Below are 24936 nucleotides of genomic sequence, written 5' to 3' on the forward strand. Positions count from 1 at the left end.
TAGACTTTTTTTCGATGTTGTGCCAGTAAAACCGGTTACAAATCCGGAATCGGCACTGATTTTCAGAAAAGAAACGTTTCAAACGGTTACGAAAAACCGCCGTTATGGAGGAATTCTAATGGAATACAATCTTGAGAAGCAGCACGCCAAGGGAAAACTGCACGCCATCGAGCGCATAAACGCGATTCTCGATGAGGGAAGTTTCATGGAGATTTACTCCGCTGCCCGCCATCAGTGCACCGCGTTCGGCATGGACAAGAAGGAGCTGCCGTATGACGGCGTCATAACAGGATTCGGCACGGTGAACGGACGCAAGGTCGCAATCTACTCGCAGGATTTTACGGTTCAGGGCGGAAGCTTGGGAAAAGTGCACGGGCAGAAGATTGCCGAGGTCATCGCGAAGGCAATCGAGATGAAGTGCCCTGTCATCGGCGTGAACGATTCGGGCGGGGCGAGAATTCCCGAGGGCGTTGACGCGCTCTGCGGTTACGGCGACATCTTCTACCAGAACGTCCGCGCGTCGGGCGTCATTCCGCAGATTTCGATTATCGCAGGCCCGTGCGCGGGCGGCGCCGTCTATTCTCCGGGGCTTACCGATTTCATCTTCACCATCGACAAGATTTCGCAGATGTTCATCACCGGCCCGAAAGTCGTCAAGCAGGTTATGTTCATGGACATCTCCGAGGAGGATTTGGGAGGCGCTGCCATCCATTCGCAGAAGTCAGGCGTCGCGCACTGGAGATGCGAGGACGAGAAATCGTGCTACGAGAACGTCAGGAAGCTCCTCGACTACATCCCTCATTTCTACGGCGACAGGGTTCCGTTCGAGCCGAAGATGAAGAAAGGGCTTTTCTCTTCGAAGGAGGAGCCTGTCTTCAGTTTCGACGTGGCCAAGCTCGAGGCGATAAAGTCCGTTCTTCCTGAGGACACGAAGAAGGGCTACGACATAAAGGAAGTCATTTCCGACGTCGTCGATGACGGCTCGTTCTTCGAGTCGGAGGCGGAATTCGCGGGCAACGCCGTCGTAGGGTTCGCCAAAATCGAGGGCAAGACGGTCGGAATCGTCGCGAACAATCCTGGCTTCTTCGGAGGCCTGCTGAACACGGACGCCAGCGACAAGATTGCGCGCCATGTCCGCTACTGCGACTGCTACGATATCCCGCTCCTCACGTTCGTCGATGTTCCCGGGTTCCTTCCCGGTCCGCAGGAAGAGCAGAAGGGAATCATCCGCCACGGCGCGAAGGTCCTCTACGCATACAGCGAGGCGAGCGTTCCCAAAGTGACCGTCATCACGAGAAAGGCGTACGGCGGCGCATACATCGCGATGTGCTCGAAGCATCTCGGCGCGGATTTCGTCTACGCGTGGCCGAAGGCCGAGATTGCCGTCATGGGCGCCGAGGGTGCGACCGGAATCCTTTTCGCGAAGGAGATGAAGGACCCCGCGAACGCCGCTCTCGTCGAGCAGAAAAAAGCGGAGTACGCGGCGACGTTCATGACGCCGACAATCGCAGCGCAGCGCGACTACATCAGCGCCGTCATCAATCCCGAGGAGACGAGAAACCGCGTCGCGCAGAGCTTCCGCCTTCTCGAAGGAAAAACAAGCAGCGACAAAATCAGCAAGAAACACGGCAATATCCCGCTCTGATTCCGACTTTCTGTCGGAATCAGAGCCACGGAACTCGTTGAGTTCCGTCCTCGCAGTGTGCGCACGTCCGTGTGCGCTGATAGATGGGACGCGGCAGTGATGCCGCGTTTTTGTTTTTGGCACTGTCCTGGTTTTTGATTGATGCATGGTTTCCCGTGCCATTCAAAAACATGATTTCACAAGCAGGCGCGCTTCAAATAAAATCAGCCTTATCCACAGGCAGAGAGGAAAGAGGAAAGAGGAAAGAGGAAAGAGGAAAGAGAAAAGAGAAAAGAGAAAGTTCCACGGACAGTGGATAAGCTGTTCCGTCGGTGGCTGTTTGCCGGAAAAAAAGACGGAACCCCGATGGAGTCCCGTCATCATGTGCGGCGCGCGCCGCAAGCTGAGGATGTTTAGAAGAGGCGGCGGGCTTCGACGTAGAATCGCTTCTCGCTTGCCTCGCCCATGCTGAACGACTTCCTCGGAAGGACGCCGCGGTTCGCGATTGTCTGGAAGAACGAGTCCTTCGCAATCGGGGGGAGGAGGATTGCCGTCGCGTTTTCCTTCTTTCCGAGGAGGACGGTGTCTTCCGTTCCGTGGATGTAGTCGATGTCCTCCTTTTTTCCGCTGTCCCCGGCGATGAATTCGTCGAGCGCGGGCTGGAGCGCGGCAATCGCGAGGTCCGTGATTTCCGTCTCAAGCGCGGTGAACGACGTTTTCCCGCCTTCCGTGCGGATAAAGCCGAACCGCGCGCCGGCAGCTGTCTTGTCGCCGATGAATCCGGCAAGCTTTTCCGCCGAATCGAAGCCGAGCATTTTTCCGCCGAGCTTTTCCGCCGTGAACGAAATGAGCTTTTCCGGATTGTGGTTGAACACGACGCGGTGGATCGGCTCGAACGTCAGCCCCTCGTCGTAAATGTTGACGATTTCGACGAGCGCGAACCGGACGGGGCTTGCCTCGCGTTCGGAATCCGAGAGCGTCTTTTTGTGCTCGTCCCAGACGGCCTTTGCCGTCGCGAGCGAGTGGTTCCCGTCGCCGACCGCGAAGAGGAACGTGTTCCCGTCGGAATCGGTGTTCTCGTCCTTTATTTTCTCAAGCGCGTCGGAAATACGCTTTATCGCGCGGTCGCTTTTGACTTTCCAGCCGGTGATTTTTCCGCCGCCGAGCATCAGCTCCCCGTCGTATGCCTTTTCCCCGTCGAGCTTGGCGATTTTTCCTGTCTCCTCGACGAGCGCGCGCTCCTTGTCGTTCGCGAGGAGCATTATGTGCGGAAGCTCAAGCTGCGCGCCGTTCCTGATTCTCATCCTCGGGGGAATCCGTTCCGGAACGGTCGCCTCCGTCGCGCGGATGAACGCCTTCGAGCCGGGTTTCCACTCGTACTTGTCGAGGTCGATCGCGACGACAAGACCTTTCCTCATGCGCCCGTATTCCGTCGTGCGCTCGACGTAGACCGCCATCTCCTCCGCGCTGAACAGGCCGCTTTTGAGGTATTCGCCCATCGTACGCTGAATCGACTCGATGCGTTTTTCCTTGTCCGCCTCGTTCAGGTAGACTTCCGGATAGATGAGGTTGAGCGTCGACGGCTTTCCCTCCGCTGCCGCGGCTGCTTTTTTCCAATATTCCCTGTCTTGCGTGTATTGGTCGCACGCGATGACGGACCACGTTCCGAGGCTGATTCCTTTCGGAAGCAGAATCTCGGGGATTTGAACTCCGAATCGGCTGAATGTTTTCATAATGGCACGATTCTACAAAAAAAATCGCTCCCCGTGAATCTGAGAATGGCGGCAGCCCGCGTTTTTGCCTGCGGGACGGCACATGCGAAAGATGGTATACTGTCCCCATGCAGCTCGTTTTGTCACAGCGTCAATCGCAATCCCAAAAAATGAAGATGTCCCAGTCGATGAGGCTGAGCCAGCGGCAAATCCAGTCGCTCAGGATTCTCTCACTCTCCTCGGGCGAGCTTCGCGACGAGATTTACGGGACAGCGGAAAAGAATCCAGCGCTTGAGGTGTCGGGCGACTCTTTTGAGGACGGCGTTTCTTCCGGGCTTATGGCGCGGGCGCGGTTCTCCGACAACATACGGTACGGCTCTTCAGGAAAGGAGGGCGAGGAGGCGAGCGAGCGCTTCCAGAAGGCGCTTGAGTCGAACGCCGACACGCGCGTTCCCCTTTCCGACCATCTCCTCCACCAGCTCCGGTCGATGAACCTTTCGCGCGACGAGGCTGAGCTGTGCGAGCGGCTTGTCGGCAACCTGAACGCGAACGGCTTCCACATCCTCGCCCCGATTTCGCTCCTCGACAAATCGAAGCCGTCGAACGACGAGCGGCTTCTCGCAAAATGCATCCACATCGTCCAGCGGCTCGACCCCGTCGGGACGTGCTGCACGAATTTCGAGCACAGCCTCCTGATTCAGGCAATCGACAGGGGCGCCTCGGGCATCGTTCTCTTCATACTGAACGGGCACTTCGATTTCCTCGACCCGCCCGTGCCCGAAAAGGTCGCGCGGAAGGCGAACCGTTTCATCGTCTCAAGGCGGGAGTCCGCTTTTTCCGGCGCGGCTGACGAGCTGTATCCTGAATTTACGGAGCGCATCCCGCGGAAGCTGCTGACGGAGGATGACGCGCGCGACGCGATTTCCTTCATAAAGACGCTCGACCCGTTTCCTGCGCGCGCGTTCGGCGTCTCCTCCACGAACACGGTATATCCCGATGTTTTCGTGGAGAAAATCCCGAAAGTCGATGCCGACGGTGACGGAAAGATGAATTTCGAGACGCCTGACGGGATTGTGGTCGGCGAATTCATGGAGGAATGCGCGCTGAAAGTTTCGTTTTCCCGCGCTTCGATTCCGAACATGAGGATTTCGCCCGAGTTTTCCGCCCTCGAAAAAAAACTCTCCTCCGTCCAGGCGGACAGCCTCGACGAGAAGGGGAAGGCGGAGCTACGTTTCGCGCGCGATTCCGTCCAGGCGGCGTCGGCTTTCATCGACAGCGTTTCCTTCCGCGAGTGGACTGTTGTTCGTGCCGCGGTCGAGATTGTCAGGCGGCAGCACGCGTTTTTCGAGAAGGGCGCGCGCTTCCTCGTCCCGCTCAAGCAGAAGGATGTCGCGGGCGCGCTCGGCGTCGACGATTCGACCATCTCGCGCATGGCGAACGGGAAATTCCTTTCGTGCGAGTTCGGGATTTTCCCGTTCGGCTATTTCTTCACGAACGCGGTGAACGAGGAGACCGTGCAAAAACAGAAGATGAACCGCATCGTCGGGGGCGATTTCGCGCCGACGTCGAAAGTCGGGGTCAAGGCGGAGATTGAGTCGATTCTCAGGGAGCGCTCCCCCGACGACAAGCCGCTGAGTGACCAGAAAATCGCGGACATGCTTTTTGAGCGCGGCATAAAGATTGCCCGCCGCACCGTCGCGAAATACCGCGCCGAGCTGAACATCAATTCGTCGTACGAGCGGTGAGCTTCGCCGCAAAATAAAATTCGCCAAATTCGGATTTGTGGTGTATATTGTAATAGACATGTTCGATAACTTCGTTGCCGCTCAGGTCGACGAGCTCAAAAAAGCGCGAATAGCACGTTTTTGAGCATCGCGTTTCGAAACAACCTGTTCTGAAACTGAAGGTTCCGGACATGTTTGATAGGTCCAGCGGGGCGGCTGCCGTCTGCTCGTGGTGGACAATTCTGCTTATAACAAGGAGTACATTATGACAAAGACAATCAAGGCGGTGGGATTTGAGCTTGAACAGAAACAGTCAGACATGATTGAGAAGAAAATCGAGCGCGTGAAATATGCCGACGACCTTATCGTCGACCTCATCGTGAAGGTCGAGCATGAGAAGGCATATGTCTTCGACGCGACTGTCAATTTCCGCTGGGGAACGCAGGCTCATGTCTCCGCCGAGGATTTCGACTTCGGGGCTTCCCTCAACAAGATGATGGATGTGCTCGACGTCAAGATTAAGAAAGAGAAGGACAAGGTTCAGGAAAAAAAGTAATTCCGTGAGCCGCTTTTGAGGCGATTTTTTGCGGGCGTCCGTTACGGGCGCCCGTTTTTTTGTGTCCGGAACGGAAAAATATGCGCCGGGCCGGCATTGCTTGCGCTTTTTCTGTGGGAGTTTCGCGTATGATGCGTTTGGCTGTAGAAACAACTTGTGCGTTTTGGCGTTTGTGTGTATAGTCATTTTTATGGCGGAAAAACCCTTCTTGGTGCTTGATTTGCTCGACATGAAACTTCCGGGCAAGAATTCGTTGAATCTCAAATGTATAGGTGGGCGGAAAGGTCTCTCCAAGGAGGTCGTCGTCCCGAACGTCAACCGCGCGGGGCTTGCGCTTACGGGGTTCTTTGAGGGATTCCAGTCCGACCGGGCGCAGGTTTTCGGGCTTGGCGAGGTGAAGTACCTCGAGAAGCTTTACGCGGAGAACAAGACCGATTCTGTCGAAAAATTGTTTTCGTTCGGAATCCCGTTCGTCGTTTTTTCGGACAATCTTTTTCCTGACGACAGGTTCATAAAGACGGCGGAAAGCGTCCAGTGCGCGGTCCTCCAGACGAATATCGAGGCAACTGAATTCTGCATGAGGCTCATGCGCGTGTTCTCCAACGTGTTCGCCCCGACAAAGACGATGCACGGCGTCCTCGTGGAGGTTTTCGGAATCGGAATCCTCCTGACGGGGCATTCCGGCGTCGGAAAGTCGGAATGCGCGCTTGAGCTTGTCGAGCGCGGGCACCGCCTTGTCGCGGACGATATCGTCAACGTCAGGTGCGTGAACGGTAGCACCATACTCGGGCAGGGCGTGAACGCGCTTATAAGCCATCATATGGAAATCCGCGGGCTTGGAATCATAAATGTCTCGCAGCTCTACGGAATCGGCTCCATCCGCGAGCAGAAGGAAATTCAGCTTGTTATAAAGCTCGGGGAATGGGATTCTGACAAAACGTACGATAGAATCGGTACCGACAGGAAAATGGTCGATTTCTTCGGCGTCGAGATTCCGGAAATCGAGATTCCCGTCAAGCCGGGGCGGAACCTTCCCATAATAATCGAGGCTGCCGCGATGAACGAGCGCCTCCGGGCAAAAGGATACGATTCCGCGCGCGATTTCAACCAGAACATCCTCAAGTGGATTGAGACTGGGCAGGTCCGCGACACCTACTATGGAAGCGATGATTCTTATTGAGAATCTTCATATAAATTTACAAGGAAGTTCTTTATGACAGAAAAAACTCTTACGGTAAAAAACCGGGCGGGAATTCATGCTCGGCCGGCTGCACTCATCGCGCAGACAGCAAACAAATTCTCTGCGGAAATCCAGATTCAGAAGGATTCAATGACTGTCAACGCGAAATCCATTATGGGGGTCATAACGATGGCGGCGAGCTACAACACGGTGCTTGTCGTTAAGGCCGATGGGATTGACGAGAAGCAGGCTGTGGAGACTCTCTACGACCTGTTTGAGAGCAAATTCGAGGAAGACTGACTTCTACGCAGGAAAACGCAATGAAAGAAATTACACAAAGACAGAAGGAAGTCCTCAATTTCATTTCCTCCTTCATAAAAGAGAACGGTTTCCCCCCGACTGTCAGGGAAATCGGGGTGAACTTCGGGATTTCCCTCCGCGCCGTGCAGGACCATATCGCGGCGCTCCAGAAAAAAGGCTATCTCTCGCAGAGCCAGAAGCGCGCCCGATCGATAAGCGTCCTCGTCGACACGAAGCGCGATGACGAGCCGTTCGTGTCGAAGGTGCCCATTCTCGGAAGCGTGGCGGCAGGAAAGCCGCTCCTGTGCGAGGAGAACATCGACGGCTACGTGAATCTCGTCGAGCCGTTCGTCAAGGCGGGAAAATCGTATTTCGCTCTTCGTGTACGCGGCACGAGCATGAGGGATGCCGGAATCCTCGAGGGCGACCTCGCCGTTGTCGAGCGGAGCGAGGCTGCTGTTGACGGGCAGATTGTCGTTGCCGTCGCGGACGGTTATCCGACGATAAAACGGTTCTACAAAGAGACTGACGGAATCAGGCTCCAGCCGGAGAACCCCGAATTTCCCGCCATTTACAGCAAGGACGTCAAGGTTGTGGGAATCCTTTCAAGCATAGTCCGCGCGTACTGATTCGGGAAGACGATGGCGGCTCAGGCATACCTTTTTACCGGTCCCGAATTCGGGGCGAAGGGCGACAAAATCGACTCGATAAAAGCGGATTTGAAAAAACGCCTCGGCGATGTCGAATTCTCGACGTGCTACGTTTCGGAAAATCCCGTTTCCGAGGTCGTCTCGACGCTTCAGTCGGGGTCGCTTTTCTCCGCGTCTAGCTGCGTTGTCTATCGCGAGGCCGAGCTCATAAAGAAAAAGGATGACGTCGGGGCGCTTTCCGAATGGCTCGCGTCCGCCTCCGATTCCCAGAACGTGCTCATCCTCGTTTCGGACGAGATTTCCGTGGACAAAAAGCTCGAGGAAATCGTTCCGAAACAGAACCGGCAGATTTTCTGGGAGATTTCTGAGGACAGGAAAAATGCTTGGATACGCGATTTCTTCTCGAAAAACGGGTTCGGCATCGAGGATGATGCGGTCTCGCTTATCCTCGACATGGTTGAGGGCGACACGCTTTCCCTCCGCACGGAATGTTCCCGCTTCTTGTACTGCTTCCGCCCGGGCGCGACGATAACGGCGGGCGACGTCGAGAACATCCTCTCGCACAACCGCGAGGAGAACGCGTTCACGCTTTTCGACGCGATGGTGGAGACGGGGCTTTCCGCCGAGAAGCGCCTTGAGAATTCCCTTTCGATTGTCCAGAAAATCATGATGACGAAGAATTCGAGCCCCGTTCCGCTTATCGCCGGGCTCGCGTCGTGTTTCAGGAAGCTCGGGCTTTGGCATTCGCTCCATTCCGGGCCCGTCAGCGAGGCCGTCCTCAAAAAAAACGGGTTCCTTTCAAAAAAGGCGATTGCGCAGTACGAGCGCGCCGCTCGGATTTGGTCTTTCGCGCAGGCTTCGTCGATAACCGCGCGCCTTTCTGCATTCGACGTCGAAATCCGCTCCGCCGGAAGCGCGTTCCAGAACACGCTGCTTTTCATGCTTGTATACGAGATGGTGATGAAAAACGGCTCGCCCTGCTCAAAATACGTCGCCGATTTTTGATTTCGTTGACTTCCTGTTTTCTGCTTTGCCGTTCCTGCCGATATTTTATATTATTGCCCGATGTTTGTTTCTATTTTATAATAAGCAGCATTTTTAATTTGACATAAAGGAGGATATATATTTTGAAAGTTAATCGCATTGCAATTGCATTCGGAATCCTCGCGGCGTTCACGTTCGCGTCTTGTAAATCGACGGATGTCGAGGCGGCTGACGACAAGAACGAGCAGCCTGCCGTCGAGGAAACAAAAGAAGATGATTCGGAGGATTTCTCCGAGGCGAACAAAGCCCTTATAGAGAAAGCGGAGGCGGCCCGCCTTCGCGCTGTCGAGGCGAAGGCTCCGACGTATTATGCCGATTTCTTCAAGGCAACAGACGGCTCGTTCAGCGGCGTGAAGGATAAATTCGCCGCCGAGCCGAAAAACGATTATTCTGCCGAGCTCAACGAGATTATCGTCAGGTTCGACTCCATGCAGAAAGCCTCCCTCGCGCAGGCGCTCAAGACAAAGGCCGCCACGATGGCGGAATCGGACCTCGACGCGTCGATTCTCAAGGTCGGAGAGGAAGCGCTCTCCAATTACGATTCTCTCTGCGCCTCGTCAGGTTCCGGAAAGGAGCTTCTCGCGCAGGCGGAAATCGCGCTCAAGGCATACGATTCCCTTGTGAACAAGGGATTCACCGCGATGGTCGGGCGCGAGCGCAAGGCCGCAATCGCCGCGAAGAAGGACGCCGAGAGCGTGAAATGCCAGGTTGCGAAGCGGACGAAGGATTCATACGTAAAGGCGACGGAAGTTTTCAAGAAGGCTGAGTCCGCGTACACGTACCGGAACAACGAGGCTGCCTACAACGGATACAAGAGCGCGAAGGAATCGTACATCACGATGTTCGAGACTGTGAAGAAAGACCGCGCCGATGCCGAGGCTGCGCTCGAGAAGGCGAAGCAGGCGAAGCTTGAGGCCGAGAAATTCGCTGCCGAGACAGACGAGACGAACCCGCTTACCGAGAAAGTCGCGGGAATCGAGGACGAGAACGCGGTGCTCCTTGAGCAGGATTCGTTCGCGAATCCCGAAGATTCCGTTATCGACGTCGAGTCCGGCGAGCTTGCCGAGACCGCTGCGAAAATAGCCGACGAGGCAATTGCCGCGGAGAATTCGGCCGATAATGCCGATGGCGGCAGCGTCGTGGACGCAAAATAAAAGCTGGCTTGTTCGGGGGCATCTCGGACAGGTCTGTTTCGGAATTTCAAAACAGGTGCCCGGAAGAAGGGGCATATTTGAAGCCGTCCGGTGACCGGGACGTTCCGGGCGGTTTTTACGGAAAACGGAGATACTGAATGAAAAAAGTCCTTTTTGTTGCAGCAGCGTTGCTCGCAGGTTCAGCTGTTTTTTCTGTGAGCTACAAGAACAACACGTATCAGAAACTCGCCGACGAGTACACGAAGAAAGCGCAGAACGCGCTCGACGCCGGCGAATACGAGCTTTCTGTCGAGTATTCCCAGAAAGCGGAGGAGAACGCCGCGCTCTCGCAGGCATACATAAAGAAGATGCTCGCGAAGGCCGAGGCTGACAAGGCGATGAAGAAGGCTTCCGACAGGATTGCGTTCGCGAAGAAAATCAGCGCGGACAGGAATTTCCCGATGGCATATTCGGCTGCGGAGCAGGCGTACGCGTCGGCAAAGGATGTGTACGCAAAGGAAGATTACGTTGCGGCGACCGATTACGCGAATCAGGTTCTTGCCGCACTTGCCGACATCCGCGAGGTGACGCCGCTTCCTGAATATTATGTCGTGCGCCCGTGGGCTGAGACGAAGGACTGCTACTGGAACATATCCGGACGCACGTACGTCTACAACAACCCGCTTCTGTGGGAAAATCTCTATCAGGCGAACAAGCAGAGCATGCCGAAGCCGAACGACCCCAACCTCATCCACCCCGGAATGAAGATGAAGATTCCGAGCATAACGGGCGAGTACCGCGAGGGTGTCTACAATCCCGCGAAGAAGTACGACACGTATTCGGCAGTCGCCTCTTCTCGCCCCGTCGTGAACGCGAAGCCTGCCGAGGCAAAAAGCGCGGAACCGAAGGCATCCGAGGCGAAGGCCGAGCCTGCAAAAGCAGAGCAGAAATCAGCCGCGGCGCCCGAAAAAGCCGAGCCCGCAAAAACAGAGCAGAAGCAGGGCGCTTCCCTCATCTCGAACTCGGCTCCTGCGTCTCCTTCCGTGAGCGACGCAAAGTGAAAAACGGAATGGCGCCGGAAATCCGGACTTCATGAAAAAAATGCTGTCCCCGAAAAGGACAGCATTTTTTTTGCCGTTTATCTGTTTCCGCTCGCCGCCATGTATTTCATCAGCGCGGCCGCCATGAGCGCATGCGGGTATTCCTCGCTTCCCATTTTCCTTATTACCTCGTCTTTCGGAATCTGCATGTACTCGACGAATTCGTCGTCGTCAAGGTTCTGCTTTCCGGTCGGAATCAGGTCCGTCGCGGCGAAGAAATGGCTGTGGTTCCTGAACAGCGCCGGATTCGGGTTCATCTTCCCGAGGTAGGTGAGGGTTCCCGCCTCGAACCCGGTCTCCTCCTTCAGCTCGCGCCGCGCCGCCATCTCCGGAGTCTCGCCCTCATCTATTACGCCGCCGGGAAATTCCGTGCTGATTCCCTTCTCGCCGTGCCGCCACTGCCTGACCATCAGGAAATTTCCGTCCAGCTCGGCGATGACGATTACCCAGTCGGGGGCGTCGTTCACGATGAATTTTCCCTCGCGCCCGTCCGGAGAGACCGACGTCGTCTGGCAGACGTCCATGACGCGCGTTTTCAGCAGGGTTTCCTTCCCGATTTCGTTCCACTCAATTTTTTCGCCCACGATTTTCCTCCTCATGCAGTAAATCAACCAGAAAAAACGATGTCATGCCGAAACAAGTTCGGAATGGCACTTCTCAAGTTAATTTGCTTTATATCGTCCCGTGTTTCTGCCGCGGTTTACTTTCCCGCGCCGGATTCCGATGATTTTAGGAGCAAATGCGGAGAATTTCAAACGGAGTCGATTTTTTCCGCTTGCACTGGAGGTTTGAATGGCGATTCTGACAATTTCAAGGCAGATTGCGTCTCTTGGCGACGAAATCTGCGCCGCCGTCGCCGAGAAGATGGGGTACCGTTTTTTCGGGCGCAAGGATATTGAGGAGCGCGTGGTGAAGCTCGGCTTTCCGAGGGAGAAATTGCGGAAATTCGACGAGCGGAGGCCCGGCTTTTTCGCGTCGCTTTCGAAGGACAGGGACGAATACCTCGACTACCTTCAGACTGCCATCCTCGAATTCGCGTCGAACAACAACTGCATACTGATTGGGCGCGGCTCGTTCCTCGTCCTGCGCGACATCCCGAACCATATATCGTGCCGGTTCGTCGCCGACGGGCAAATCCGCCTTGAGCGACTCGAGCGCGAATTCGGCTTCGACAGAAAGTCTGCGCAGAAGCTCATGAACGAAAGCGACACGAACAGGTCTGGGTTCCACAAGAGCTTTTTCGACGTGAACGTCAACGACCCGTCGCTTTACCACGTCGTCTTCAACACGGGGCTTCTCGGAATCGACACCGTCGCGGGAATGATTGCCGACGGGGTGCAGTCGATGATGAGCGATGCCGTCGAGGAGGAGGGCATGGTCAAAATCGAGGAGCTTCTCATCGGGCAGCACCTCGTCAACGTGCTGATTTTCTGCTACGAGATGAACATCGACTACCTCCGCGCGTCCATTTCCGTAATCGACGGGAAGAAAACCGTCACGTTGCGCGGCGTGGCAGGTTCGTCGGCGATTGCGAGCAGGGCTGTGACTATTGCGTCGTGCGAGCTTCCCCAGTTCGTCGTGCGCTCCGAAATCAGCGTCGTTCAGGATTACAGGTCGGGCTTATGAATTCGTCGGCATCGCTGTGCCTCGGCTGCTGTGCGTTTTTCCTCGGCTCCGCGTTCGGCTGCGTCCTCTGCGCCGTTTCGTCGAAGATTTTCGGGAAGCGGATGCTGGGATGCCGGCTCTCGCTTTTCTGCATGTCAATCACGTTCGCGGTCGCGTTTTTCGCCGCGATGATGATTTCCGCGGGGCGTGCGTTCAGCGCGGACTTGCTTCTTGAAAGCCGCGTGGACATGATTTTTGTGTCGGCGCTTTTCGCGTTCGGCACGGCTCTTTCTGCGCTCTGGAAAATCCTTCTCGTTCCTTCCGTTATCTCTTATGCCGTTCTCTGCGCCGTCTCGTTCTCGTTCCTCGGCGCGCGCTTCCCCGTTCCGCCCGAGCGCATTCCCGTGTCAGTTGAGCGTGCCGGGCAGGTCGTCCGCGTCCGCGTCTACCGCATCGACAGGCATCTTCTCGTTCCCGTGCGCCGCTTTTTCTGCGAGGTCGTGGACGATGGCGCGGAGCACACGATTCCTGCGCGCGACGGTTTCCCCGGGCGTATGCTTTCCCGCTACAAGTCGTGGCTCGTCTCCGATTTCGAGGAGATTGAAGTCGAGCTTCCGCCTTCGCGCACGTTTCCCGCGCTCTACATCCTGAAATTCGACAGCGATATGAACGATTTCTGCATTTCCGCAATCCGCACGCTGTAGTGGCGCGCTCCGCCCGAAAAAAATCCCGCAGCCTATGCTGGGCGGCGTTCGTAAGAAAGCATGACTCAGCATCCGTATTTCATGGAAATGCGTTCGGGATTGCGCGCTTTTCTTATCAATGCAATTCTCACAACACAAAATCCTCTGTGGCGTTTTCGAATGCGTTCAACCGTCAGGAACAAAAACGTGTAGAAAATGGCTTAGTTCGATTTTTTTTTCTGTCATAAGCAAACCTTTTTTTACGCAAACAAAAAATGGGATTTTTGCGAGTAAAAGTTGAAAAACTACTTTTTTTTTATATAGTATCATCATCGGCTTTCTTTTAAGTGTTTTTAAGGAAAGCCGCCGCGCGGAGTGTTCGTGCGGAAAGAATCGATTCGACATGGAGGAATTGACTATGAAACTTTCAAAGAAAGTATTGGCGGCATTCAGCGCGGTTGCTGCTCTCGCTGTCGCGGGAACATTCGTTGGCTGTGCTGACGATGAGGGAGACGGCGGTTCGTCTGGCGGAAAATACGATTTGACGTTCTGGGCTGACGCTAGAGAAGATGGAAAGACATCTACCGATGCCCAGTATCTTTATAAGCGTGCGTTCAAGCAGCTTGGCACAAAGGAGCAGGTCTCTGCTTTCAAGGCGACGGTTACTGTTGACATCTCGAAATACCAGTGCAAGTTGACTGAACTTACTGAAACTGATGGTACTAAAAAATACTATCAGGACGATGACGGAGCTGTTACCAGATATTCGAACATCGGTCTTATGTTCGACTACCATAAAACACAGAATAGCGAGGGAAAAAACGTGTATGATGCCGTTATCATCGGATACAGGCCGTATGACAAGGGCTTCTATGTTGAGCACTACAAAGACGTTTCTTCCGAATCGTTCTCTACAGAAGATGGCGGTGCTTTCAGCTCGGCAACGGCTATTGGAGAGGCTGATAAGTATATCACAGCATCTCAGAACGGTTATGTCTCTACATACAAAGATCAGGTTACTCGCGATGAAACTAAAAAAACAGATACGTTCACTATTACGGTAACTCAGGCTACCGCCGGAACGTACACGATAAAAATCGGAGAAAAGACTGTCGGAACATATACCCGCACAGCTACGGAAAACGATGACGGAACGACTCTCCGCGGAGGTCTTGCCGCTTACGGAAACGCTGCGGTCGGTACCTATGCAAAGGCGACGTTCACGACCGGAAAAGAGAACATCACGGGCAAGTTGTTCGATGATGTTGTCGAGGAGTAATCCTTACTATCGCGGAATCTTTTTCCGCTAAAAAGGTTTCAACCCGCTTGACCGGCGGGATGAAATATCGTCCCCGCGTACCGAGTAATCTCCCCGGTATGTGGGGATTTTTTTTGTCTGACGGTGAATTCGCGGAAAACCGATTGTTGGATTGCGCGTTTTTATGCGTCCGCCTTGTTTTCTAGCCGTTGACTTTTTCAATCCCGCTAACGATACTAAAAAAATGAAAACTTCTAACAAATTCACGCTTTGCAGGATAATTGCCGCCCCGATTTTCTTTCTGATATATTTCCTTCCAATTTGGCTCAAGAGCGAGGACGGCAGCGCGCTTTCCGTCGCGTCGTTCGCGGTCATGGTTCCGCTTCTCATACTTGCCGAGCTCACCGACTACTGGGACGGGCATTTCGCGCGCAAGAACGGCGAGGTCAGCGATTTCGGCAAGATGTTCGACCCGTTTGCGGATGTTTTCCTCCATCTTTCGACGTTCACGTGCTTCGTTTTTTCCGGGCTCATGCCGACGGTGTGCTTCGTCCTCATACTCTACCGCGAGTTCTCGCAGAATTTCCTGCGCATGGTCTCTGCTAAGCAGGGCGTCGCAATCGCGGCGCGCAAGGGCGGAAAATTCAAGACTGTTTTCTATGTGGCGAGCTGCTTCGTCGCGCTTGCCGTCGAGGGGTTCACGCGCACGGGAATCGCGGGGTACCTCGTGTCGTGCGGAATCCTCTCCAGTTCGGCGCTTGATGACGTTCTTTCCGTGCTCGTGAAGGTTACGGACGGATTCTTCGCGCTCTGCGTCGTGTTCGCGTTCGCCTCGTTTGCCGACTACATAAAGAATTTCGGCAGCGTCCTCAAGAAGGCTGCGGAATAAAGACAGATGAAGAAGCTGATTCCCGTCGTTTTCGTTCTTTTCGCGGTTTTCCTCGCGTTCGTTGTTTTCAGCAGGAAGCTTTTCGTACACGATTCCGTTTTGTCGCGCTCCCGCGTCGTCGTTCCCGTCATCAGCGACAAGCCGTCGCGTGATATGGCGGAGACGGTGCCCGACACGTCGTTCATAACGCTGTCGAGCGGGGAGACGCTCATCTCGACTGTCGAGGTCGATATCGACGACGACGGGTTCGAGGACCAGCTCAACGTCATAAAAACATCGTCAAGCCCGTATCTTTCCGTCGTCGTTGCGCTCTACAACGCCGCCTCGTCGACGTACGTGCGCTCGTTCACCATCCAGACGGAAATCGCGCAGGTCAGGACGTTCGTCTGCACGAGCATGGACGTAATCGGGAACCACAAGAACGCGCTCGTCTATCAGGGATACGCGGACAACGGCCATTTCGTGATGAAGATTTATATTGCCGACACGTCTGGCGCTGACGGTTCCCCGCAGAAATTCGGGATGAGGCTCATCGGCGACTTCGAGTCGGAGGGGACGATTTTCATACAGCAGAACCAGCGGAGCGAGTCGTACGAGCTTTCCCAGTCGTCGGGCGGCAGTTTTCCCGTCTGGGTGTACACGTCGGAGGCGCAGTCGTCGTCGAATTCGTCTTCGGCGCGGCTCGACCAGATTCAGACGATGTACGACTGGAGCGCTTCCGAGCGGAAATACGTCGAGGTGCGCTCAATCCGCGTTGCCGGAAGCTCGATTGCGGCGAAGGAGCTTGCGAAAATTCAGGACGGAACCGTATCCTCGTTCGCGAAATTCCTGAACGGGCTGTGGTACAAGGCTGACGGCGCGGAAAAACGGCGCTTCATATTCTTCGACCAGCAGAACGAGGAAATCGTCTTCCAGTTCGAGGACAACGAGGAGGTGTATTCGTGGACGAACAGCAACCTCCGCAGGAACGGCATCTATTTCTCGTCGGTGAACAAGTCAATCGAAAACCTCCAGCGCAGGTTCGACATCTCTCTCGTCGATTTGGATGAGATTCGCGTGAAAATCCAGGACGACGTTCGGATGCTCATCGGCGAGGAGAATTTGTGGGACGGAAACTACAAGAAAGTTGTCATGAAGCCGAAGTCGCGTTCGAACCGCGAGAACGTGAGCGAATACGTCGAGAAGCTCGTCAAGGACGTGTCGTGGGAATGCGACGACGGCGTGAGGATTTCGTTCACGAACAGCGAGTATACCGTGGAGGGCGCGTCCTTGAGCGACCGCGGGCGGTTCACGCAGATAGACATCTTCGGGAAGACGTTCATCCAGTTCCGTTCCGAGTCGGGCACGGCGTTCTTTTCGGGCGAGTATCTTCCGACGAGCGAGATGGGCGCGGATGGCGAGCGGATTTCGCTGCAGAAGGTTTCCGTAAGCCCCGAGGGATATTACAACGAGCAGACGAAGCCGATTGTCCTGCGCAAATTCGTCGAGCCTGCCGAGGGCGCGATTGTCGTTTCCGACAGCGGCGGCGAGGACGAGCAGGGCGATTTCCAGACGCAGGAATCGGTGTCGCAGGTCGTTTTCGCCAGCGACGCGTCGAAGGAAGCAATGAAGGAGCTTCCCGTTCCCAAGGCGACCGTCCGCATTTCGCCGCGCTATTTCAGCCCGGACGGTGACGGCGTGGGCGACGAGCTGAACGTCTATCTCGGAATCGACAGCGAGGCGGGCGTGAAGAAATGGTCGTTCGTGGTGAAATCGCCCGACGGAAGGAAAACGTTCTGGTCGAAGTCCGGGACGACGAAGGTTGACGACGTCATAACGTGGAACGGCAAGAGCGTCTCGAACGAGCTTGTCCAGTCGGCGACTGATTATCCGTATACGTTCACGCTTGAGGATTCCAACGGCACGAAATGCGTCGAGGAGGGATTCGTCCAGGTCGATATTCTCGTCATCAAGGAAGGCGGGCGCCTCAAGATTCAGGTTCCGTCGATTATATTCCGCTCGGACAACGCCGATTTCGTTAGCGACGAGGAAGTGCGGAGCGCGCCTGATTGGGACAAGGAAAGCCACGGCCTCGACCGGCGCACCATCGACAACAATATCCGCGTCCTCCACCGCGTCGCGGAAATCCTCAAGAAATTCCGCGATTACAGGGTAAGCATAGAAGGAAACGCGAACAATATGACAGGTTCGGATACGGAGGAACAGGAAATCGTGCAGCTTTCCAAGGAGCGCGCGGAATTCGTCCTCGACTGGCTCGTGCAGAACGGAATCGAGGCGGACAGGCTTTCCGCAAAAGGAAACGGAAGCAAGTTCCCGCTGGCGAAATCGACGGACGCGGAGAACAGATGGAAAAACCGTCGTGTTGAATTCATCCTTATAAAATAATATTATCATCGATTATGACTGCTAACGAATTGCGCTCAAAATACATTGAGTTTTTTAAATCGAAGAATCATGCCGAAATTTCAGGGCAGTCCCTTATCCCTGAAAATGACCCCTCAGTTTTGTTCACGACGGCGGGAATGCACCCGCTCGTGCCGTATCTGCTCGGCGAGAAGCACCCGGGCGGAACGCGCCTCACCGATTACCAGAAGTGCGTCCGCACCGGCGACATCGACGAGGTTGGCGATCCGAGCCACCTTACGTGCTTCGAGATGCTCGGCAACTGGTCGCTCGGCGATTATTTCAAGAAGGAGTCGATTGCGTTCTCTTACGAATTCCTTACGAGCGAGAAATGGCTCGGGCTTGACCCGAGGAAGATTTCCGTCACTGTTTTTGCGGGCGACGAGAATGCACCGCGCGACGAGGAGGCTGCCGGATACTGGAAAGAGAACGGTATGCCCGAGGACAAAATCGCTTATCTTCCCGCTTCCGACAACTGGTGGGCGGCAGGCCCGACAGGTCCGTGCGGTCCCGATACCGAGATTTTCTATTGGGTCGGGGAAGGTCTTCCTCCGGAAGGCAGCAACAAGGGAACTGACAGCGCGAACTGGATGGAAATCTGGAACAACGTTTTCATGCAGTACAACCGCGTCGACGAGAAAACGCTCGTTCCGCTTCCGAAAAAGAACGTCGATACGGGAATGGGACTTGAGAGGACGAACTGCATCCTTCAGGGAAAGACGAGCGTCTACCTCACCGAGGTTTTCCAGCCGATAATCGGCAAAATCGAGGAGCTTTCCGACTATTCATACGGAACTGACGCGGAGAAGGACAAATCGGTGCGCATCATTGCCGACCACAGCCGAGCGTCGGTGTTCATCCTCGGCGACCAGAAGGGCGTCTCACCGTCGAATGTCGGCGCGGGCTACGTTCTCCGCCGCCTCATCCGCCGCGCCGTCCGCCACGGAATGAAGCTCGGAATCGAGAAGGAATTCCTCGCGGAGATTGCCGATGTCGTCATCGGAAATTTCAAGGCTGCGTATCCGGAGCTTGAGGCAAACGCGGAGAAAATCAGGAAGGAGCTTACTGCGGAGGAGAACAAATTCCGCGTCACGCTCAAGAACGGAGAGGCTGAATTCCGCCGCCTTCTTCCGAACCTGCTCAAGAACCCGAAAAAAGAGATTTCGGGAAAAGTCGCGTTCCGCCTTTACGACACGTTCGGCTTCCCCGTGGAGCTCACGCAGGAGCTTGGCGCGGAGAACGGCATGACCGTCGATTTGGAGGGCTTCAAGGAAGCCGAGAAGAAGCATCAGGAGGCTTCTAAATCGCTTGATGCCGGAAAGGCGAAGGGCGGTCTTGCGGAGCAGAGCGACACGACGACGAAATACCACACGGCAACCCACCTTCTGCAGCAGGCGCTCGTCGAGGTTCTCGGAAATCAGGTCGCGCAGAAAGGCTCGAACATCAACAACGAGCGGATGAGGTTCGACTTCACGTTCGAGCGCCCGATGACGAAAGAGGAAATCCAGAAAGTCGAGGACATCGTGAACGAGAAGATTAAGGAAGACCTCCCCGTTACGATGGAGATAAAGACGCTCGACGAGGCGAAGGCGGAGGGCGCGCGCGCGCTTTTCTCGAGCAAGTACGGCGAGAGCGTCAAAGTCTACACCATCGGCCGCGACGCGAAGAGCGACTGGTTCAGCAAGGAAGTTTGCGGCGGTCCTCACGTTCAGCACACGGCGCAGATTGGCGTGTTCAAGATTGAGAAGGAGCAGAGCTCTTCCGCAGGCGTCCGCAGAATCCGCGCGACGATTTCCGGCGGTCTTCCGCTTGACCCGCAGTAATCGTCCGTAACTTTTTTATATAACAAAATGTTTTTCAGGTTATGTTTGCCCGTGCCCACCTTTTGCGGGCGCATAATCTGAAAAGGGGAATGAAAATGAAACGTTTAGCTCTTGTGGCTGCCATTGTATCGACAATGTTTTTTTCTTTTGCGTCTGGCGCGTTCGCGCAGGCTGATTTGCAGCCTCTTGCCGTCGTCAAACTGAACAAATCTGAATCCATCACGCTGAAACAGCTTCGTACAAGAGTTGAGCTGTACCAGAAGCAGAACAACAACCAGGCGTTCTCGGTGGAGCAGAAGAAGCAGATTCTTGAGTCGATGATTGACGAGAAGCTTATCATCCAGTCCGCGCAGAAGAGCGGGCTTTCGCTTACGGAGACGCAGGTGAACAAGGTGTTCCTGCAGCAGCTCAGCATGCAGGTCGGAAGGCAGGTTTCCGAGGCGGAATTCGCGGAGATTATAAAGAGCCAGACGAATCTTTCGCTCGACGACTTCATGAAGAAGACTGTCGGCATGAGCGTCGCCGAGTACAAGACGCATTTGAAAAACCAGATAATAATCCGCCAGTACGTCGAGAGCATGTACAAGGACGAGATTGGCGGCGCGACTGCGACCGATGCCGAGATTCGCAATTTCTACGATTTGAACAAGGCTTCTTTCGTCCAGAACGACATGGCGAAGATTTTCCTCGTAGTCGTCCCGAAAGGAAACGATGTCGAAGCTGCCCGCTCGAAGGCGAACAAAATGCTCAACGATTTGAAGGACAAGAAACTTTCCTACGAATCGATAAAGGCGAACGCGACTGCCGACAAGACGTATCAGGGCGGCGACCTTCTGATTCAGAAAAGCGTCCAGCACGCGCAGCAGCTCGGGATGTCTGCGGCCGACCTCAACGAGCTGTTCGGAAAGAGCGTCGGCTTTATCTCGAATCTCACGGAGACGAAAAACGATTTCCAGTTTTACGCCGTACGCCAGAAATATCCGGCAAAGATGCTTTCGATTAGCGATGTCGTCCAGCCGGATACGACGATAACGGTCTATGAATACATCAAGCAGAACCTTTCGAGCCAGAAACAGGGCGAGGCATTCCTTGCGGCGCTCAATAAATTCGCCAAGTCGCTCGATACGCCGGAAAATGTGGATCGCAAGAAAACAGGCGATGCACTCGACAAACTTTTAAATTGGTAGCTATATGTCAAGAAGAAAAAGCAGAATACTTGCGTTCCAGGGATTGTACTCATTTGAGGTCGGGAAGATTCCACTCGATGAGATTCTGAAGTTCGACTGGAATTTCGCAGAGCCGGATGATAGGGATTCCGAGGATAGTTCCGAGAAGGAAAGCGAGCCTGTTGACAGCATCGTTTTTGCGCGGATGATTGTCTCGGGAACGATAGAGCATCTTGAGGAAATAGACGGAATCATAAAGAACCACCTCAAGACGTGGGACATCGAGCGCGTGAACAAAGTCTCGCTCTCGATACTGCGCATGAGCGTCTATTCTCTAAAATACCAGACGGACATCCAGCCGTCGATTGTCATCGACGAGGCAATCCACATCGCCAAGGAATTCGGTCCCGACGGCTCGTTCAAATTCGTCAACGCGATTTTGGACAACATAAAAAAATTCCTGAACGGAGAGAGCGCTGACTGACGCACGCCGACAGAACCTGCATCATGCAGGTTCTGCGTTTTTTAAATGATGCGCCCGGAAAAAATTGTCATTGCGGAATCTGCGGGGGCGGGCGTTCAGTATTCTGCGGACAAGCCGATAAATTAAGTATGAGAAGGTCAACAGTTTTCAGATGCTTCGCCATTTTTGCGGCGATTTCCGTTTTTTGCGCCGTTTTTTCTTCGTGCGAGAAGACAAACGAGCATTATTCGTTCTTGGCATCCATCCAGAACGTGGACGATTTGGTGATGAAAAAGGATTTCAGCGGGGCGTTGAAGCTGTTGAAAAAATCGGAGAAGTACGCCTACAACTATCAGGCGCGGCTCGGATTGTACAAGCGCTACAAATACCTCGGTGAAAAGAAGCTCGCCGAGAAAGCGCTGAAAAAAGGCCTGAAGAAGTTTCCCGGAAACCCAGAGCTTGCTGCGGTGTACGGGCAGTTCCTTTTGAGGGAAGGGCGCGCGGGCGATGCGGAGAAGGTGACGAAAATCCTTTCGGGAACGAAATACGGCTCCGTCTATTCTGAGGCGGTGCTCAAGAACAGCAGCACGAAAAGCCTTCCCGTCTACATGAGCGACAAATTCATCGACATCTACAAGGACATTTACGCGAACACGCGGAATCCGGCGTGGCTCGTCAACTGCGCGCTGATTTATCTTTCAAACGGCGAGTATCTCAAGGCATCGCTCCTTCAGGAGGGAATCCTGCGGAACGGGGCGAAGCTGAAATTCGTCAGCCGCGCCGAGGCGGAAGCGTTCGCGAGCAGCTCCGTTTTTTGGGCGCTCGTCCAGTTCGATGCCGCGAATTACGACATCTGCCTCCAAAATCTTTCCAACGCGGTGAAATTCACCACGTCCGAGGAGGTCCGCTCGCTTGCCGCGTCCGTTTCGTCTGACTGCTACATGCAGCTCGACGAGATTGAGCAGGCGGAGAAAGCGCGCTCCGCGTACATCGAGTCGTCCCCCGAGAAAATTCCCGACATCGTCGCGGTCAACAGCGCGCTTTGGTCGTATGAGAACAGGCAGTACCGCCGCGCCTACGACCTACTTTTTTCCGTCCTTGAACGGAATCCGTCATACGCGCCGGCGCTGCTTTCGTACGGAAAGCTCGCGTGGGAGGATTCGCTTCCCGTCGAAATGACTGATTTGGAGAAAACTGTAAGGAAGACGACGCTCCGCACCGAGAAGATGAGGGAATTCGACGAGCGGCCGCGGTTCCTCATTTCGGATGCAATCCACCGGCTTTCAGAAATCGAGGACAAAAGCCGCGGGGACGAGAAGACGGGCGAGGTGAGCGAGATGAACCTCATCGATTCGCTGATTGTCGAGCGCATTTCGCTTTTCATGCGCGCGAATTCGGAGCTTCCGATAAACGCAAAGACGGCGGAGATTTGGCGGACGCTCGAAAAGAACGAGTCGGGGCTGAACATGTACCCGTCGCTTCTCGTCTATTACTGCGTCCAGAAGCTTATCTCATACGGATTCATCGATGACGCGCGCACCCTCTTCTCGAACTACATAAGCGCGAAATATCTTGGAGCGAAAGACGGCGGCGAGAATGGCGACGTTCCCGTTGCATCACGGGAAAACGAGCCCGTCGAGGTGAAGATGGACATGTTCGGCGGCGAATACCGCGAGAAGTCCGAGAAAGTTCCCGAATCCGTCGTCAGGCTTGCATTCGGCGACCGTGTCGCGAAATCCGTCGCGTCGATGAGCATCTGGGAAGTCGAGCTTGCCGCGTATTTCTCTCTCATTGACGGAAACGTGTCCGCGGCGAAACGGCTGTATGAATTCGTCCTGTTCGAGTCGGGCGGAGTCGTAAACAGCTACGATGTCGCCCAGTCGTTCGAGAACGTCTCTGTTTTTGCGACGCCTGCATCTGCGATAAACCTTTCGATGATTTATTCGAGCACTGGGGAATCCCAGAAGGCGCTTTCGCTTTATGGCCTTGCTGCCGGAAAATGCGAGAGCGTCGCCCTTAAATCAAAAATCCTGTACAGAATCGCGGTCATACAATTTTCGCTCGGGAACGTCGAGCAGGCGAAGCTTTCAATCGACTACAGCCTTTCCCTCGACCCGCAGAACGCCGAAGCGCGGCTTTTCAGGCGGAAGATTTCCGGGTAGGCGGAAAAATCAGCAGGGGACAAAAAAACGGGCTTCCGTTACGGAAGCCCGTTTTTTTATGGCTTTATGCCTCGACAACCGCGATGATGTCGGAATTCTTCACGATGAGGAAATCCTCGCCGTCAACTTTCACCTGCGTGCCGGCGTATTTGTCGTACATTACGCGGTCGCCGACTTTTACGGTGATTTTGTCCTTCTCCGTTCCCGGTCCGACAGCCTCGACTGTCGCCGTCTGGGTTTTTTCCTGAGCAGTCTCAGGGATGATGATTCCGCTGGCTGTCTTTGTCTCGGCCTTCTCCTGCTTGAGAAGAACGCGGTCTGCGAGTGGTCTGAGTTTCATTATGAATCCTCCGTATCTGTTTTATTATTTTTGTGTAGCAAAATGACACAGAAAAAAGACGGAAAGCGCCATAATGTGGCATATTTTCCGTTCCTTTTTGTTTTCACAATGAAAAATAATAAAAATACGTCCAATCGGCAAAGGAAAAACGCTGAATTCCGCAAAAATCTTTCTGTTCTTGAACTTGGCACGGAATTTGCTCTTTATATTTCGAAACCAATTTTGCAAGGAGATTTTTATGAACCAGGACAGCCTTTCAATGTATCTCAACGAAATCAGGAATATCCCGCTCTTGAGCGCAGATGAGGAAGCGTCGCTCGTAAAGGAAGCGGCTGGCGGGAACAAGGCAGCCAGGAACAAGCTCGTGGAGTCGAATCTCCGTTTTGTGGTGAAAATTGCCAAGGAATACGTCAACCGCGGAATTGAATTCGAGGATTTGATTGACGAGGGGAATGCCGGGCTCATTCAGGCAGTGAATCATTTTGACCCGAATGCGGGCGTCAAGTTCATCTCATATGCGGTCTGGTGGATTCGCCAGTCGATAATGAAAGCATTGTACGAGTTCGGGCATGAAATCCGCCTTCCGATGAACCGTGCGAACGAGCTCGTCAACATCGAGAAGGCGCGGAAGCTCATCGGCGAGAACAAGAGCGAGGCCGCCCAGGCAAAGGAAATCGCCGACATGCTCGGAATGGACGAGGGCATCGTCAGGAATTTGATGAGCGTGAGCCGGGAGATGAAAAGCCTCGACAGAAATGTGCGCGACGATGCCGGAAGCGAGACGTTCGGGGAACTTATCGCGGATGACAAATACAAGACGCCTGAGGACGAGACGATGGAGAACGCCCTTCACGAGGATATGGAGGAGGTTCTGTCGAACCTTTCGCCGAAAGAAGAGCGCATATTGCGCCTCCGCTACGGATTCGACGGCCGCGAGCCGATGTCCCTCAAGGAGGTCGGCGATGAGATTGGTCTTACCAAGGAGCGCATCCGCCAGATTGAGAAGCACGCGCTTTCGACAATCCGCCTTCCGTCGCGGAGCCGGAAAATTTCCGCCTACGTCGCGTAAAACATCCAATAAAAAAAACGCGCCCACTCGTAACGGACGGACGGTTTTCGTT

Annotated in this window: 22 protein-coding genes; 19 read left to right on the plus strand and 3 right to left on the minus strand. The window is 54.5% G+C overall.

The features are described 5' to 3' along the window. Window positions 1-118 precede the first annotated feature (118 nt). Window positions 119-1645: an acyl-CoA carboxylase subunit beta gene (locus TRESADRAFT_RS01500; RefSeq protein WP_002702195.1), complete on the plus strand. Its 1527-nt coding sequence runs from the start codon at window positions 119-121 to the stop codon at window positions 1643-1645. Between the two features lie 392 nt (window positions 1646-2037). Here the strand turns inward: TRESADRAFT_RS01500 and TRESADRAFT_RS01505 are convergent, their stop codons facing one another. Next, a complete protein-coding gene (locus TRESADRAFT_RS01505) occupies window positions 2038-3357 on the minus strand; it encodes a DUF1015 domain-containing protein (RefSeq protein ID WP_002702196.1) in 1320 nt (439 codons plus the stop codon). 149 nt (window positions 3358-3506) lie between these two features. Here TRESADRAFT_RS01505 and TRESADRAFT_RS01510 point away from each other — a divergent pair, with 149 nt between their 5' ends. The 8 genes from TRESADRAFT_RS01510 (at window position 3507) to TRESADRAFT_RS01545 (ending at window position 10984) form a co-directional block, all read left to right on the plus strand. After that, complete coding sequence (locus TRESADRAFT_RS01510; protein ID WP_002702198.1) at window positions 3507-5081, plus strand: RNA polymerase factor sigma-54; 1575 nt, start codon at window positions 3507-3509, stop codon at window positions 5079-5081. Window positions 5082-5325: 244 nt separating this feature from the next. Then, window positions 5326-5616 (plus strand): HPF/RaiA family ribosome-associated protein, encoded by a 291-nt coding sequence (locus TRESADRAFT_RS01515; RefSeq protein ID WP_002702200.1) that lies wholly within the window; start codon window positions 5326-5328, stop codon window positions 5614-5616. Between the two features lie 190 nt (window positions 5617-5806). Next, entirely contained in the window at window positions 5807-6796 is a 990-nt protein-coding gene (hprK, locus tag TRESADRAFT_RS01520) for an HPr(Ser) kinase/phosphatase (RefSeq protein ID WP_002702202.1), read from the plus strand. A gap of 33 nt (window positions 6797-6829) precedes the next feature. After that, the gene (locus TRESADRAFT_RS01525; RefSeq protein ID WP_002702204.1) at window positions 6830-7096 is read left to right on the plus strand and encodes an HPr family phosphocarrier protein; all 267 of its coding nucleotides are present in this window, start codon (window positions 6830-6832) and stop codon (window positions 7094-7096) included. Between the two features lie 20 nt (window positions 7097-7116). Continuing rightward, window positions 7117-7725 (plus strand): transcriptional repressor LexA, encoded by a 609-nt coding sequence (lexA, locus tag TRESADRAFT_RS01530; protein ID WP_002702206.1) that lies wholly within the window; start codon window positions 7117-7119, stop codon window positions 7723-7725. Window positions 7726-7737: 12 nt separating this feature from the next. Then, window positions 7738-8751, plus strand: coding sequence for a DNA polymerase III subunit delta (gene holA / locus TRESADRAFT_RS01535; RefSeq protein WP_002702208.1), 1014 nt, complete (start codon window positions 7738-7740; stop codon window positions 8749-8751). A 122-nt stretch (window positions 8752-8873) separates the two neighbouring features. Then, entirely contained in the window at window positions 8874-9944 is a 1071-nt protein-coding gene (locus TRESADRAFT_RS01540) for a hypothetical protein (protein ID WP_002702210.1), read from the plus strand. Window positions 9945-10081: 137 nt separating this feature from the next. Beyond that, a complete protein-coding gene (locus TRESADRAFT_RS01545) occupies window positions 10082-10984 on the plus strand; it encodes a LysM peptidoglycan-binding domain-containing protein (protein ID WP_002702212.1) in 903 nt (300 codons plus the stop codon). Window positions 10985-11061: 77 nt separating this feature from the next. Here the strand turns inward: TRESADRAFT_RS01545 and TRESADRAFT_RS01550 are convergent, their stop codons facing one another. Further along, window positions 11062-11607, minus strand: a complete 546-nt coding sequence (locus TRESADRAFT_RS01550; protein ID WP_002702214.1) for an NUDIX hydrolase — start codon at window positions 11605-11607, stop codon at window positions 11062-11064. A 208-nt stretch (window positions 11608-11815) separates the two neighbouring features. Between TRESADRAFT_RS01550 and TRESADRAFT_RS01555 the strand changes: the two genes are divergently transcribed. The 9 genes from TRESADRAFT_RS01555 to TRESADRAFT_RS01595 all read left to right on the plus strand — a co-directional run bounded on the left by TRESADRAFT_RS01555 (window position 11816) and on the right by TRESADRAFT_RS01595 (window position 23475). Continuing rightward, window positions 11816-12649 carry a cytidylate kinase-like family protein gene (locus TRESADRAFT_RS01555; protein WP_002702217.1) on the plus strand — a complete coding sequence of 278 codons (834 nt, stop codon included), beginning with the start codon at window positions 11816-11818 and terminating at the stop codon, window positions 12647-12649. After that, window positions 12646-13332 (plus strand): hypothetical protein, encoded by a 687-nt coding sequence (locus TRESADRAFT_RS01560; RefSeq protein ID WP_002702219.1) that lies wholly within the window; start codon window positions 12646-12648, stop codon window positions 13330-13332. The genes TRESADRAFT_RS01555 and TRESADRAFT_RS01560 overlap by 4 nt, the downstream gene beginning before the upstream one ends. 397 nt (window positions 13333-13729) lie before the next feature. Then, entirely contained in the window at window positions 13730-14590 is an 861-nt protein-coding gene (locus TRESADRAFT_RS01565; RefSeq protein ID WP_002702221.1) for a hypothetical protein, read from the plus strand. A 223-nt stretch (window positions 14591-14813) separates the two neighbouring features. Beyond that, window positions 14814-15458, plus strand: a complete 645-nt coding sequence (gene pgsA / locus TRESADRAFT_RS01570) for a CDP-diacylglycerol--glycerol-3-phosphate 3-phosphatidyltransferase (protein ID WP_002702223.1) — start codon at window positions 14814-14816, stop codon at window positions 15456-15458. Between the two features lie 6 nt (window positions 15459-15464). Further along, on the plus strand, window positions 15465-17843 hold the full coding sequence (locus TRESADRAFT_RS01575; protein WP_002702225.1) for a pallilysin-related adhesin: 2379 nt from the start codon (window positions 15465-15467) through the stop codon (window positions 17841-17843). A gap of 14 nt (window positions 17844-17857) precedes the next feature. Next, window positions 17858-19684 carry an alanine--tRNA ligase gene (locus tag TRESADRAFT_RS01580; protein ID WP_002702226.1) on the plus strand — a complete coding sequence of 609 codons (1827 nt, stop codon included), beginning with the start codon at window positions 17858-17860 and terminating at the stop codon, window positions 19682-19684. Between the two features lie 95 nt (window positions 19685-19779). After that, window positions 19780-20871, plus strand: coding sequence for an MOSP complex formation periplasmic protein, TDE1658 family (locus tag TRESADRAFT_RS01585; protein ID WP_040842084.1), 1092 nt, complete (start codon window positions 19780-19782; stop codon window positions 20869-20871). Window positions 20872-20875: 4 nt separating this feature from the next. Then, entirely contained in the window at window positions 20876-21334 is a 459-nt protein-coding gene (gene nusB, locus TRESADRAFT_RS01590; protein ID WP_002702230.1) for a transcription antitermination factor NusB, read from the plus strand. A gap of 128 nt (window positions 21335-21462) precedes the next feature. Beyond that, a complete protein-coding gene (locus tag TRESADRAFT_RS01595; RefSeq protein ID WP_002702232.1) occupies window positions 21463-23475 on the plus strand; it encodes a hypothetical protein in 2013 nt (670 codons plus the stop codon). A gap of 64 nt (window positions 23476-23539) precedes the next feature. Here TRESADRAFT_RS01595 and TRESADRAFT_RS01600 read toward each other — a convergent pair whose 3' ends face one another. Further along, a complete protein-coding gene (locus tag TRESADRAFT_RS01600; RefSeq protein ID WP_002702234.1) occupies window positions 23540-23815 on the minus strand; it encodes a co-chaperone GroES in 276 nt (91 codons plus the stop codon). Window positions 23816-24053: 238 nt separating this feature from the next. Here TRESADRAFT_RS01600 and TRESADRAFT_RS01605 point away from each other — a divergent pair, with 238 nt between their 5' ends. Beyond that, window positions 24054-24884 (plus strand): sigma-70 family RNA polymerase sigma factor, encoded by an 831-nt coding sequence (locus tag TRESADRAFT_RS01605; protein ID WP_002702236.1) that lies wholly within the window; start codon window positions 24054-24056, stop codon window positions 24882-24884. Window positions 24885-24936 lie beyond the last annotated feature (52 nt).

Source organism: Treponema saccharophilum DSM 2985, assembly GCF_000255555.1.
GTDB lineage: Bacteria > Spirochaetota > Spirochaetia > Treponematales > Treponemataceae > Treponema_D > Treponema_D saccharophilum.